Here is a 13,606-nt window from a genome sequence, read left to right as displayed (position 1 = left end):
CCAAAGGGGATTGGAATGCACGTCACACCTGTCACTCCCTGCCCCAAGACCTCGGACCCATGAAAAACAGCGAACTGAACCAATCCCGTGCCCAGGCCACGCCGCGAGGCGTTGGCGTGATGTGCGATTTCTATGCAGACCGGGCCGAGAACGCCACCCTGTGGGACGTGGAGGGCCGTCAGTACACCGACTTCGCCGCCGGCATCGCCGTCCTGAACACCGGGCATCGGCATCCGCGTGTGATGCAGGCCATCGTCGCCCAGTTGGACCGCTTCACCCACACCGCCTACCAGGTGGTGCCGTACCAGAGCTACGTCACGCTGGCCCAGCGCATCAACGAGCTGGCGCCGGTGCCCGGGCCGAACAAGACCGCGCTGTTCACCACGGGCGCGGAAGCCGTGGAGAACGCAGTCAAGATCGCGCGCGCCCACACCGGCCGCCCGGGCGTGATCGCGTTCTCGGGCGCCTTCCACGGCCGCACGCTGCTGGGCATGGCGCTGACCGGCAAGGTGGCGCCGTACAAGGTCGGCTTCGGGCCGTTCCCGTCGGACATCTTCCACGCGCCGTTCCCCAACGCGCTGCACGGCGTCAGCACGGCGCAGGCGCTGCAGGCGCTGGAAGGGCTGTTCAAGACCGATATCGACCCGAATCGCGTGGCGGCCATCATCGTGGAGCCGGTGCAGGGCGAGGGCGGCTTCCAGCCGGCCCCGGCCGACTTCATGCGCGGCCTGCGCGCCGTGTGCGACCGCCACGGCATCGTGATGATTGCCGACGAGGTGCAGACCGGCTTCGGCCGCACCGGCAAGCTGTTCGCGATGGAGCACTACGACGTGCGGCCCGATCTCGTGACGATGGCCAAGAGCCTCGCCGGCGGCATGCCGCTGTCGGCGGTGTGTGGCCGCGCGGCCATCATGGATGCCCCGCTGCCGGGCGGGCTCGGCGGCACCTACGCGGGCAACCCGCTGGCCGTGGCCGCTGCGCACGCGGTGATCGACACCATTGCCGAGGAACAGCTGTGCGAGCGTGCCAACGCACTGGGCCGGCAGCTTAGCGAGCACCTGACCGCGCTGCGCGCCACCTGCCCGGCGCTGGCCGAGGTGCGCGGGCTGGGCTCGATGATCGCCGCCGAGTTCCGCGACCCCGCCACGGGCGCGCTGAGCGCCGAGCACGCGCTGCGCGTGCAGCGCCGCGCGCTGGACGCCGGCCTGCTGCTGCTGACGTGCGGCACCTACGGCAATGTGATCCGCTTCCTCTACCCACTGACGATTCCGCAGGCGCAGTTCGACGCCGCGCTGGGCGTGCTGGCGCAAGCCATGGTCGAGTAAGTCAGACGCCATGGCGGGGCACGCCAAGCGTGCCCCGCGCCAACCCGGTGCATCGCCCCGGCCAACTCCCCCACGCGGAAGGGGGCGGGAAACACGCATTTCAACGCTAGCCTGAAGCGTGCCGATTCAGCGTGGCACGCATGTTGCGGATAACACCCAGCGCGAACTTGCGCAAAATCCACGAGGGACCAACCATGCGTTTTAGTAGATCGACGAGTTTCCGGGCACTCATGACGGCTTCCGTGCTGGCGGTGCTCGCCATGTCCTCCACGGCCATGGCGCAGACCGCGCGCGACTGGCCGACCCAGCCGGTGCGCATCGTCGTGCCGTTCCAGGCGGGTTCTGCCACGGACCTCATCACGCGCCAGCTTGGCGTGGGGCTGGGTAAGGAGTACGGGCAGAGCTTCGTGGTGGAGAACCGGCCCGGCGCTGCCGCGATGATCGGCAGCGAGGCCGCGGCGCGCGCGCCCGGCGACGGCTACACGCTGTTGATGTCCGGGCCGGCGTCGATGGTGACCAACCGCTTCCTATATAAGAAGCTCAGCTATGACCCGGATGCCTTCGAGAAGGTGGCCGTGGTGGCGATCACGCCGAACATCCTGCTGTCCAACCCGTCGCTGCCGTTCAAGACGCTGCCGGAGATGGTCGCCTACGCCAAGGCGAACCCCGGCAAGCTGACCTATGCCTCGTTCGGCTCGGGCACCACCTCGCATATCGCCGGGGAAATGCTCAAGGCCGTGGCCGGCATCGACATCGTTCACGTGCCCTACAAGGGCGCCGGCGAGGCGATTCCCGCGCTGCTCTCGGGCCAGGTGTCGATGTACTTCGACACCATCATGACCGGCCTGCCGTTCGTGAAGTCCGGCAAGCTGCGCGCGCTGGGCATGTCCACCGCCAAGCGTTCGCCGCAGGCGCCCGAGATCCCGACCATCGCCGAGCAGGGTTATGCGGGCTTCGACATCGCGCCGTGGTACGGCATCGTCGCGCCCAAGGGCACGCCGGCAGACGTGGTGACCCGCCTCAACGTGTCGATCAACAAGCTGCTGAACTCGCCAGACTTCCGCGAGAAGCTGGCCGTCACCGGCGCCGAGCCGCGCGGCGGCAGCGTGGGCGACTTCACGGCGATGGTCGATGCGGAGATCCCGCGCACCGAGAAACTGGTGAAGCAGGCCGGCGTGACCCTCCAATAAAGGCTCAGCCCAGCTCCAGCGCCCGGCCGCGCGCGTCCATCGTGCGCCGGGCGATATTGAGCTGGTGGATCTGCGTGGTGCCTTCGTAGAGGCGGAATACGCGCACATCGCGGTAGAAGCGTTCCGCCACGGTGCGCGCCACATAGCCGCTGCCGCCGAAGACCTGCACCGCGCGGTCCGCCACGCGCCCGCACATCTCCGAGGCGAACAGCTTGCACATGGACGCCTCCATGGTCACGTCGCCGCCGTTGTCGCGCTTGCGCGCCGTCTCCAGCACCAGCGCCCGCGCTGCGTGCACCTCGGTGTTGCTGTCGGCAATCATCTGCTGCACCAGCTGGTAATCGGCGATGGGGCGGCCGAACTGCTCGCGCGTGGCGGCGTAGCGCACCATTTCGTCCACCAGCCGGATGGCCGGGCCGATGCACAGCCCGGCCAGGTTGATGCGCTGCTTGTTGAGCGCCTTCATCGCGGTCTTGAAGCCACGGCCCGGCACCTCGCCGACGATGGCCGAAGCCGGCACGCGGCAGTTCTTCAGGTACACATCGCCCACCGGGGAGCCGTGCTGGCCCATCTTGCGCTCCGCCGGCCCGGTGCTCAGGCCCGGCGTGCCGCGYTCGATCAGGAAAGCGCTGATGCCGTGCGCGCCCGGCGTGTTGGGGTCCGTGCGGGCGAAGACCGTGAACAGGTCCGCCAGCGGCGCGTTGGTGATAAAGCACTTGCTGCCGTTGAGCACGTAGTGGTCGCCATCGCGCACGGCCACGGTGCGCAGCGAGGTGGCGTCCGAGCCGGCCTCGGGCTCGGTCAGCGCGAAGCAGCCGGTGATCTCGCCGGAGGCCAGCCGGGGCAGGTAACGCGTGCGCTGGGCCTCGGTGCCGTCTGCCACCAGCGATTCGGAGGCGATGCCGGTATTGCCGCCAAAGCGGGCGCGGAACACCGTGGCCGCCTGCGACACCTCGATATTGACCAGCGTCAACTCCTCGGCCGTCAGGCCGGCGCCGCCGTACTCGCGCGGAATGCTGTGGCCGAACAGGCCCAGCGCGCGCATCTGTTCCACCACGGGCTCGGGAATGACATCGGTGCGATCGATCTCGGCTTCCAGCGGGATGCAGGTTTCCAGCACGAAGCGGCGGATGTCGGCCAGCAGCGTGTTCATGGCGGAAGGGTTGGTAATCATGGGAGGTCGCCTCTCGGGAAAGGATTATTGGGCGGTGATGCCGGACGCCTTGAGCACACGGGCCCACTTGCGCGATTCGGCATCGACGTATTTGTCGAAGGCGGGGGCGGTCTGCGGGGTCACGTCCATGCCGAGGTCCTGGAGCCGGCTGGCCACATCCGGCGCGGCCACGGCCTGGGCCACGGCATCGGCCAGCTTGCGCACCACGGCGTCCGGCGTCTTGCGCGGCGCCACCAGCCCGAACCAGCCGCCGGCCTCGTAGCCGGGCAGGTTGGCTGCCTCGGCCACCGTGGGCACGTCCGGCATGCCGGGGTAGCGCTTGGTGGAGGTCACGGCCAGCGCACGCAGCTTGCCGCTCTTGACGTGCGACTGGGCGATGGCCACCGTCAGCGGCATCATCGACACCCGGCCGCCGAGCAGGTCCGTCAGCGCCTCCGGCTGGCCCTTGTAGGGCACGTGGGTGATCTGCACCCCGGCGCTCTGCGCCAGCAGCGCGCCCGCCAGGTGGTTGGAGGTGCCGACGCCGGCGCTGGCATAGGTCAGCTTGTCCGGGTGGGCGCGGGCATCGTCGAGCAGCGCCTTGAGCGTCTGCGCGCTGGAGTTGGCCGGCACGGCGATCACGTTGGGAATCATGCCGAAGCCGCCGATGGCGCGGAAATCGCGCTCGGCGTTCCAGGTGATGCTGGCGTTGAGCAGCGGGGCCACCGCGTGGCTGGGGCTGACCGCGAGCAGCGTGTAGCCGTCCGGCGTGGAGCGGGCCACGCCGTCCGTGCCGATGGCGCCGCCGGCGCCGGACTTGTTCTCGACGATGACCGGCTGGCCCAGCGTCTTCGACATCCGCTCCGCCACCACGCGCGTTACGGAATCCACCACGCCGCCGGCGGAGAAGGGCACGATGATCCGGATCGGATGGTCCGGGAAGCGCGCCGCGCTCTCGTTGGCCTTATCCGCTGCCTTGTCCGCTGCCTGAGCGGCCGCTGACCAGAGGGCCGGTGAGGCTGCCATCAGCAGCGCGCCAGTGAGCCACCCGCGACGCGAGCGGGCCAGATTCTTCATGCCAGACATGGTTGTCTCCGTATTTGACGATGGTCCACGATGGGTCCGGCGGCCTCTGCGGGCCGTCCGGGTGGCCGGTGCGCGATGGCGGGTTCGCTATCGCATCAGGCCGAATTCGATTTGCCGCACGGCTTCCAGYAGCTTCGGGGCGACTTCCCGCTCCAGATACCCGTCCTTGTCGCGCAAGGCCGAGATCGAACAGTTCAAGGCAAACGGCTCCTGCTTCGGCATGCGGATCGGCGCGGCAATCGCGTGGATCTCCGCCCGCCATTCGCCCGGGCTCAGGCAGAAGCCGCGCGCGGGAAAGTGCTGCTGCTCGGCCGTCCACATTGGCTTCTCCACGCGGAACCGCTCCGGGTCTTCCACGCGCAGCCGGTTCAGCACCGCCGTGCGCTCCTCCGCGCTGCACCCGAGCAGCAGCGCGCGGCCAATCGACGTGGACAGCACCGGCCGGGTGCTGCCGATGTCCGGCTGGTACACGTTGGTCGGGTCCAGCCGGCAGCTATCCACGTACACCACGGTCAGCCGGTCCCGCATGCCGAGGTTCACCGTGCAGCCGGTTTCCCGCGCGATGGCCTCCATGTAGGGGCGGGCCACCTGGCGGATCGGCAGCGCGGCGAGCATCGGGTACGCCAGCGCCAGCACGCCCGAACCGAGCCGGTATTTCTGCGTACCGGGCACCCGGCTCAGGAAGCCCAGCAGGCACAAGGTGTAGGTCAGTCGCGACACCGTGGCCTTCGGCAGCCCGGTGCTGACCACGAGATCCTGGTTGCCCAGGATCGGCCGGGCCGGGGTGAAGGCACGCAGCACTTCCACGCCGCGCGCCAGGTTGGTGGCGAACTGTCTGTCGTGGGCCAGCTCGTCGGCGCTGGCCAGGCCGGAAATCGTGTTTGGGTCCATGGCGGGGGGGCGCTGGGGTGGATTCATGTTGGTTTCCGCAGGTCGGGGAGTCAATGATGAACCGGAACGGTTTCGCTGTGCGAAACCCTGCTTGCAAGGCGGGTCTGGCGGGACCACCCTCGTCTCACCGCGCTTTTTCCCTTTCTACCTGGCGACGACATGCACCCCTCCGAATGCAATTCCGCACAGCGGACCCCCTCCGACTCGCCCCAAGGCGGCCCGCTGCGCGGCGTGCGCATCCTGGACATGGCCACCGTGGTGGCCGCGCCGTTCTCCGCCACGCTGTGCGGCGACATGGGCGCGGAGGTGGTCAAGCTGGAACTGCCGGACGGCAGCGACCCGCTGCGCGGCCTGGCGCCGGTAAAGGACGACCTGTCGCTGTACTGGAAGGTCACCAATCGCGGCAAGCAGGGTATTTCGCTCGATGTCCGCACGCCGGAAGGCCGGGCGCTGTTCCTGCGCCTGCTGCCGGAGTTCGATGTGCTGGTGGAGAACTTCCGCACCGGCACGCTGGATCGATGGGGTCTGGATATCGCCACCCTGCATCGCGCCAATCCGCGCCTGACCGTGCTGCGCCTGACCGGCTTCGGCCAGACCGGCCCGTATGCCGCCAACCCCGGCTTCGCGCGGATCTTCGAGGCGATGAGCGGCTTCACCAACCTGTGCGGCGAGGCCGCCGGCGGGCCGATGCACATGAACTATCCGATCGGGGACATGGTGGCGGGGCTGTTCGGCGCGTTCTCGATTGCCACGGCGATTGCCGAGGCGCGCGGCGCGCCCGAGGGCCCGGGGCGGGAGATCGACCTGTCCGCCACCGAGGCGCTGCTGCGCCTGCTGGAGCCGCTGGCGGTGGAGTACGAGCAACTTGGGCAGGTGCGCGGGCGCTCCGGCAACCGGGCGACCTACACCGCGCCGTCGAATATGTATCGCACGGCGGACAACCAGTGGGTCTCGCTGGTGGCCTCGTCGGACGTCACGTTCCGGCGGCTGGCCAAGGCCATGGAACGGCCCGATCTGGCGGAGTCCGTCGACTATCGCCGCAACCCGGACCGCATCCGCAATATCGGCCCGCTCGACGACCTGATCGTGGCCTGGTTCGCCGCGCAGTCCTATGACGCCATCGCCACAGCGCTGAAGGCGCACGAGGTGCCGTTCAGCAAGGTCTTCACCATTGTCGATGTGATCGACGATCCCCACCTGCAGGCGCGCGAGGCCATCGTCCGGCTCGAAGACGCCGACCTCGGCACGATTCCGGCGCCGTGCGTGGTGCCGCGCTTCTCCGGCTACCAGCCGTCGCCGCCGCGCAGTGGTCCGGCCACGGGCGAGCACAACGCGGCGGTCTATGGCGCGATCGGGGTCACCGCTGCGGATCTTGCGGCGCTGAAGTCGGCCGGAGTCGTTTGAGCGATGTCAGGAGCAGCCATGCTGGAAGGCGTGCGGATCGTGGAAATCAGCGGGCTCGGCCCGGGGCCGTTCTGTGCGATGCATCTGGCCGACCTCGGCGCCGATGTGATAGCCGTGGAACGGCCTGACGATGGCGCGTCGGGGCAGCCGCGCAAGCTGGTCAACCGGGGCAAGCGCTCGGTGATGGCCGACCTGAAGACGCCGGAAGGCCGCACGCTGGTGCTGGACCTGATCGCGGACGCGGACGCGCTGATCGAAGGCATGCGTCCCGGCGTGATGGAGCGGCTGGGGCTCGGGCCAGAGGTGTGCATGACGCGTAACCCCCGGCTGGTCTATGGCCGGATGACCGGCTGGGGCCAGACCGGCCCGATGGCGCAGGTGGCCGGCCACGACAACAACTACACCGCGCTGTCTGGCGCGCTCTATTACAACGGTGCACCGGAGACGCCGCCCTCGACCGCTTTCGCCGTGACCGGGGACGTGGGTGGTGGGGCCCTGTACCTCGCCGTGGGCCTGCTGTCCGGCATCCTGCGCGCGCGGGGCACGGGCGTCGGCACGGTGGTCGATGCCGCCATCGTCGATGGTTCGGCGCACATGCTGCAACTGCTGCTGGGGGCCACGGCCAAGGGCTATATCCACGGCGAGCGCGGGCGCAATCTCCACGACAGTTCGCACTTCTACGCCACTTATCGCTGCGCGGATGGCCAGTTCATCACCGTGGGCGCCATCGAGCCGCAGTTCTACGGCTTGCTGGTGCAGGCGCTGGGGCTGGCCGATGACCCGCGCTTCGCCCGGCAGTGGCAGCGCGAGGCCTGGCCGGAACTCCACCGGCATCTGGCCGAGGTGTTCGCCACGGATACCCGGGAAGGCTGGTGCCGCCGGCTGGAGGGCACCGACGTGTGCTTTGCGCCGGTACTGAGCCCGGCGGAGGCCGCCGCCCATCCCCATAACGTGGCGCGCGGGGTCTATGTGGAGGCGGATGGTTTCCTGCAGACTGCCCCGGCGCCGCGCTTCGACGGCGCGGTGCGGCAGGTCGGGCGTATTCCTGCCATTGGCGAGCATGCCGACGAAGTCCGGGCCGGACTGGAGCGGGGCAGCCCGTGGCTCGCCGCCGATCCGCGCTAGCTCAGGTCTCGCTCCACTGCCGCAGCAGGTTGTGATAGCAGCCCACCAGGCTGCGCCGGGCGCGTTCGTCGGCGTTGGTCTGGTTCAGGGTCTGGATGGCGTTGTCCATGTCGAACAGCAGCGCGCGCTGGCCATCGTCGCGCACCAGGCTCTGGATCCAGAAAAAGCTGGCCAGCCGGGTGCCGCGCGTGATGGGCGTGACCTGATGCAGGCTGGTGGCCGGGTAGATCACCATGTCGCCGGCGGCCAGCTTGACCTTGTGCAGGCCGTAGGTGTCTTCCACCTGGAGTTCGCCGCCGTCGTAGCTGGCCGGGTCCGAGAGGAACAGCGTGGCTGAGATGTCCGTGCGCAGCTTGCGCCCGCTGTGCGGGTCGATGCGCACGCTGCCATCCACATGGGCGCCGAAGGTCATGCCCTCGCTGTAGCGGTTGAACATCGGCGGATAGACGAGGTTGGGCAGCGCCGCGCTGATGAACAGCGGGTTGCGCTCCAGCGCGCTCAGGATCAGGTGCTGGCACTGGGCCGCCACCTCGGCGCGTTCGTCGATCTGCTGGTTGAACTTGACCGGTGCGCCGGAGTAGCCGGCCGTGACGCGGCCATCCACCCAGGCATCGCCGGCGTGTTCGAGTTGGGCGACCAGTACCGCGAGCTGTTCGGCGTCGAGTACCCGGGGAATGCAGACGAGCATGGCTGGAATCCTGGCGAAGGCCGCCGGCAGGGCGGCCCCGCCGGCGTTTACATGCGATAGGTGAGCGACAGCATGGCGGTACGGCCCGTGCCCGGCACCGACCGGCCGCCATCCGACTGAATCAGCGCATCGTAATACTTCTTGTCGAAGATGTTGAAGAGATTCAGGCGGACATCGTACTTCGGTTGGTGGAAGGCGATCATGCCGTCCCAGCGCACGAAGCCGCCCACCTGCACGGTGTTGGTGTTGTTGGCGTAGCGCTCGGACATATAGAACGCGCCGCCGCCCACTTCCCAGCTTGGCAGCACGGCGTAGCTGGTCCATGCCGTGGCGGTGTGCTTGGGCGTGTTGGTCGGCACCTTGCCCTGCGTGCCCGCCGCGATGCCGTTCTTGATCTCGGCGTCGAGGTAGGTGTAGCCGGCAAAGACCTGCCACTTCGGCGTGATGCGGCCGGTGACGCCGGCGCGGAAGCCATCCACCTGGATCTTGCCGGCCAGCGCGTAGGTGGTGGCGTCGATCTGGCTGCGCGCGTTGTCCTTGGTGATGCGGAAGAGGGCCGAGGTGACCGAGAGGTTGCCGTTCAGCAGGTCCCACTTGCCGCCGGCCTCGTAGGACTTGTTCTTCTCGGGGTCCAGCGACTGCTGGCCCACCGTGCCCACCAGCTGCTCCAGCGACGGGTTGAACGACGTGCCATACGAGAGGTAGTACGACTGCTGCTCCGTAGGCTGCCAGATGCCGCCCAGCCGCACGCTGGTGAAGTTGACGGTCTGGTCGGCGTTGGCCAGCGCCGTGTTGCCCCGTGTGTTCGTGGCATTCACCGAGTTGCTGATGCTGGCGATGTAGCGGTCATAGCGCAGGCCCGCCACCGCCTTCCACTGTTTTGTGAATTCGATGGCGTCGTTGGCGTACACGGCGACGGTGTTGGCCGAGCCGCCCTGCAGGTTGCCGGTGGCGGTCGGCACGTTGCCCGGGGAGTCCCGGTACACCGGATCGACCACCGGCGTGCAGGCCACGAAGCCCGAGGTGCCGGCGGCAGCCGTAGCGGTGGCCGGCGGGTTCAGCGGCGTGCTGCCGCAGCTGCCGTTCCGGTAGTAGTTCTGGTTGTTGTAGCCGTCGTGGCCCAGTTCCACGCCCGTGAGCAGCGTGTGCTTGATCGACCCAGTTTCGAAGGTGGCGGTCAGCTCGGTCTGGTTGAAGATCGAGTAGTCGCGGATGTTGCGGTCGTGGCTCTGCTGGCGCACGTAGAGCTGCGACAGCGGCAGGTTGGTGGTGGTCAGCGCGGTGAAGGCGCCCGCCGCGTTGATGGAGCCGACGGCGTTCGGCGCGGTCTCGCGGGCGTCCGTCTCCACGTAGTTGAACGCGGTCTGGTTGCGCAGGCGCAGGTTGGGCGAGAACTTGTGGTCGATGCCCGCCGACAGCGAGGCGATGTTCTGCCGCGTGTGGTCGTTGTTGAAGCCGTAGAACGTGTCCCGGTCCACCTTCACCGGATGGCCGTTGATGGCCGGCAGGCCGTAATCGGGCATGTCCTCGTTGTGCTGGAGCAGCGCGGACAGCGTGATCTGGGTGGACGTGCCGATGCCATAGCGCCACGACGGCGCGATGCCGAAGTCCTGCACGGTCATCTCGTCGCGTGTGCTCGGCTTGCCGTCCTGCGCCATCGCGGAGATGCGGAAGGCCGAGGTGTCGCCGGTAGGGGTGTTCACGTCAGCGGTGGCACGCACCAGGCCGTTGGTGGTGACCGAGCCGCTGACCTCGGTGGCGGCCTTCAGGGACGGCTTCTTGGTGACCTGGTTGATCACGCCGCCGGTGGAGCCGCGCCCGAACAGCATCGACGAGGGGCCCATCAGCACTTCCACCTGATCCAGCGCGAAGGTGTCGCGGTAGTACTGGCCACGGTCGCGGAAGCCATCGAGGTAGATGTCGGTGCGCGCCGAAAAGCCGTTCAGGTTGATGTTGTTGCCGATCTGGCCGCCTTCCGCGCCGCCGATGGTGATGCCGGGGACGTTGCGCAGCGCGTCGGTCAGGGAGCTGACGCCCTGCGATTGCATCAGCGCCTGGTTCACGATGGTGACGGACTGGGGCACGTCGCGCAGGTCGGCGGGCAGCTTGGACAGCTGGCTGCCGGACGCATTGAAGTCGTCGCGCGCCGCCGAGCCCTGGACCGTGACTTCGCGCAGCGTGGTCGGCGCGCTTTCGGTGGCAGCAGGGGCGGCTGGGGCGGCCGTGGCGGCCGGAGGCGTGGGGGCCTGCTGCGCGAACGCAGCGGGGGCGGCGGGGGCGGCGAACAGGGCCACAAGTGCGGTGGCCACGGGGGTACGGCGAATCATTGTCAGGTCCATTCGCTCCTCCGCGGTCGGGCCCGATCCGTCCTCAGCCGCCGGGCGCGATTGCGCGGGGTTCGGCTGCGGGAGGGGCATCTATCTGGCGGGCTGGCGGAATATAAATGCGAACAATTCCCATTCAATTTGCGTTGCTAGCCCGACACAGACACGGTGAGCGTATCGAGATTGTCTCCGTTTTAATACATTGTCGGCGTGGAAAATGGTGAAAGCGGCGCTTATAGTGCCGCCTGCCTGGTCCCCATATCGATTCGGAAATGCAAAACGGCCCGTTCATCACGGGCCGTATGCAGACAGGTTCCACCCGTTTGGGTGGCACTCATCCGAAAGATTTTTATTTCAGACCTCGGAGAGGCGATCCCGGGTGCGCCGGGCGACGTCCTTGGTCCAGGGGAATGCCGACCAGTAGCGCGCGGCAAACTGCTCGATCTCGCCGCGCTGCTTCAGGGACAGGCCGATCATGTCCAGCCCCTCCAGGAACATGCGGCGGTGCCGCGCGGACAGTTCGAACGGGTATTCGCCAGCCGGGGTGCGCACCCGCATGGCGTCGACGTCGATGGTGATGACGTTGTCGCTGTCGGCATCGACATCGTTCATCAACTGCTCGATCACGTCCCGGGGCAGCATCACCAGCAGCAGGCGATTGTTCATCGCGTTCGAGTAGAAGATCTCGCCGAAGCTCGGCGCGATCACCGCCTGCACGCCGAACTGCTGGAGCCCCCACACCGCGTGCTCGCGGCTGGAACCGCAGCCGAAGTTGGCGCCGCCCACCAGGATGCGGGTGCCGGCGTATTCGGGCCGGTTCAGCACGAAATCGGGGCGCGGCTGGCCGGCGGCGTCGAAGCGGTGGTCGTAGAGCACGCCCTGGGCCAGGCCGGCCTTGTCGATGCCGCGCAGGAACTGCTTGGGGATGATCTGGTCCGTGTCGAGGTTCTCGAAGCGGATGGCTGCGCCCTTGCCGGTAAGGTGTGCGAAATCAGACATGGGAAAGCTCCAGCTTGCGGACATCGGTAATCGTGCCGGTGATGGCGGCGGCCGCGGCCATGGCCGGGCTCATCAAGTGGGTGATGGCGCCGCGCCCCTGGCGGCCTTCGAAGTTGCGGTTGGTCGTGGAGGCGCAGCGCACGCCATCGGCCAGCACATCGTCATTCATCGCCAGGCACATCGAGCAGCCCGGCTGGCGCCATTCGAAGCCGGCGGCGGTCAGGATGTCGGCCAGCCCCTCGCGTTCGGCCTGCGCCTTCACCGTGCCGGAGCCCGGCACGACCATCGCCCGCACGCCTTGCGCCACGTGCTTGCCGCGTACCACGCTGGCCACCGCGCGCAGGTCCTCGATGCGGCCATTGGTGCAGGAGCCGATGAACACGTGCTGGATCGGCGTGCCTTCCAGCGTCGCGCCAGACGTCAGGTGGGTGTAGGCCAGGGCGCGTGCCACCGAGCGCTGCTCGGCATCGTCCATCTGGTCTTCGGGGAAGGGGATGTGGCCAGATACCGGCAGCGCCTGGTCCGGGCTGGTACCCCAGGTGACGTAGGGCTCGATGTCGCTGGCATCGAACACGTACTCCATGTCGAAGGTGGCGTCGGCGTCGCTTTTCAGCGTTTCCCAGTACTGGCGGGCGGCGATGCGCTGCGCCTCGTCCATATCGGCTGCTCGGCGCAGCACGTAGTCGATGGCGGCGTCGTCCGGGGCGATCAGCGCGCCGCGCGCGGCGGCTTCCACGGTCATATTGCACAGCGTGAAGCGCGCCTCGATGCTCAGGTCACGAATCGCGGTGCCGCAGTACTCCACCACGTAGCCGCGCGCGCCCTGCGCGCCGATGCGGGCGATGATCTTGAGGATCAGGTCCTTGGCCGTGGTGCCCACCGGCAGCTTGCCATCCACACGGATGCGCATGGTCTTCGCCATCCGGTAGACCAGCGTCTGGGTGGCCAGCACATGCTCGACCTCGGACGTGCCGATGCCAAAGCCCAGCGCCCCCAGCGCCCCATAGGTGGTGGTGTGGCTGTCGCCGCAGATCACCACCATGCCGGGCCGGATCATGCCGTGCTCGGGCGCCACCACGTGCTCGATGCCCTGCAGGCGGTCATTGGTGTCGAACAGCGGAATCGCGTGGCGGGTGCAGTTATCGCGCAGGTTGGTCGCCTGTAGCGCCGACGCCGGGTCCGCAATCACGCGGATCACCGTGGGATGAGTCGGGATGATATGACTGACGACCGAGACATTCTGCCCCGGGACCAGCACGCCGCGCCCTTGCTCGTGCAGGCCGGCAAAGGCCTGCGGGCTGGTGTACTCGTTCATCAGATGCAGGTCGCAGAACAGGAGGACGTTGTCCTCATCGATCCGGGCGACGGTGTGGGAGTCCACCAGCTTGTTGTATAGGGTTCGGGAAGTCATCGCTACGGTC

The 13,606-nt window shown here is 68.1% G+C and carries 11 protein-coding genes; 4 read left to right on the top strand and 7 right to left on the bottom strand.

Annotated elements, in window-relative coordinates:
* Positions 1–59 precede the first annotated feature (59 nt).
* Both AC1DEL_RS17375 and AC1DEL_RS17370 read left to right on the top strand, forming a co-directional pair.
* Positions 60–1,325 (top strand): 4-aminobutyrate--2-oxoglutarate transaminase, encoded by a 1,266-nt coding sequence (locus tag AC1DEL_RS17375; protein ID WP_477126050.1) that lies wholly within the window; start codon positions 60–62, stop codon positions 1,323–1,325.
* Positions 1,326–1,555: 230 nt separating this feature from the next.
* Entirely contained in the window at positions 1,556–2,515 is a 960-nt protein-coding gene (locus tag AC1DEL_RS17370; RefSeq protein ID WP_441593442.1) for a Bug family tripartite tricarboxylate transporter substrate binding protein, read from the top strand.
* A 4-nt stretch (positions 2,516–2,519) separates the two neighbouring features.
* Here the strand turns inward: AC1DEL_RS17370 and AC1DEL_RS17365 are convergent, their stop codons facing one another.
* From AC1DEL_RS17365 to AC1DEL_RS17355, 3 genes are all read right to left on the bottom strand, one after another.
* Positions 2,520–3,689, bottom strand: coding sequence for an acyl-CoA dehydrogenase family protein (locus AC1DEL_RS17365; RefSeq protein ID WP_092299872.1), 1,170 nt, complete (start codon positions 3,687–3,689; stop codon positions 2,520–2,522).
* Positions 3,690–3,713: 24 nt separating this feature from the next.
* Positions 3,714–4,754, bottom strand: coding sequence for a Bug family tripartite tricarboxylate transporter substrate binding protein (locus AC1DEL_RS17360; protein WP_441644356.1), 1,041 nt, complete (start codon positions 4,752–4,754; stop codon positions 3,714–3,716).
* Positions 4,755–4,841: 87 nt separating this feature from the next.
* The gene (locus AC1DEL_RS17355) at positions 4,842–5,672 is read right to left on the bottom strand and encodes an IclR family transcriptional regulator (RefSeq protein ID WP_255370952.1); all 831 of its coding nucleotides are present in this window, start codon (positions 5,670–5,672) and stop codon (positions 4,842–4,844) included.
* A gap of 132 nt (positions 5,673–5,804) precedes the next feature.
* Between AC1DEL_RS17355 and AC1DEL_RS17350 the strand changes: the two genes are divergently transcribed.
* Positions 5,805–7,049 carry a CaiB/BaiF CoA transferase family protein gene (locus AC1DEL_RS17350; RefSeq protein WP_092299881.1) on the top strand — a complete coding sequence of 415 codons (1,245 nt, stop codon included), beginning with the start codon at positions 5,805–5,807 and terminating at the stop codon, positions 7,047–7,049.
* A gap of 18 nt (positions 7,050–7,067) precedes the next feature.
* The gene (locus AC1DEL_RS17345; RefSeq protein WP_477126090.1) at positions 7,068–8,174 is read left to right on the top strand and encodes a CaiB/BaiF CoA transferase family protein; all 1,107 of its coding nucleotides are present in this window, start codon (positions 7,068–7,070) and stop codon (positions 8,172–8,174) included.
* Position 8,175: 1 nt separating this feature from the next.
* On the opposite strand, the gene AC1DEL_RS17340 is transcribed toward AC1DEL_RS17345, so the two are convergent.
* The 4 genes from AC1DEL_RS17340 to leuC form a co-directional block, all read right to left on the bottom strand.
* Positions 8,176–8,862, bottom strand: a complete 687-nt coding sequence (locus tag AC1DEL_RS17340) for a Fe2+-dependent dioxygenase (protein WP_092299887.1) — start codon at positions 8,860–8,862, stop codon at positions 8,176–8,178.
* 47 nt (positions 8,863–8,909) lie between these two features.
* The gene (locus AC1DEL_RS17335) at positions 8,910–11,189 is read right to left on the bottom strand and encodes a TonB-dependent receptor (protein WP_092299983.1); all 2,280 of its coding nucleotides are present in this window, start codon (positions 11,187–11,189) and stop codon (positions 8,910–8,912) included.
* A 351-nt stretch (positions 11,190–11,540) separates the two neighbouring features.
* On the bottom strand, positions 11,541–12,185 hold the full coding sequence (leuD, locus tag AC1DEL_RS17330) for a 3-isopropylmalate dehydratase small subunit (protein WP_092299890.1): 645 nt from the start codon (positions 12,183–12,185) through the stop codon (positions 11,541–11,543).
* Complete coding sequence (leuC, locus tag AC1DEL_RS17325) at positions 12,178–13,596, bottom strand: 3-isopropylmalate dehydratase large subunit (protein WP_092299893.1); 1,419 nt, start codon at positions 13,594–13,596, stop codon at positions 12,178–12,180. Before leuC ends, leuD begins: the two co-directional genes overlap by 8 nt.
* Between the last annotated feature and the right edge of the window lie 10 nt (positions 13,597–13,606).

The sequence above is a fragment of the Cupriavidus sp. 10L43_2 genome, assembly GCF_056395265.1.
The sequence above is the reverse complement of the archived record's forward strand: the minus strand, read 5'-3'. Positions and strand labels throughout refer to the sequence as shown.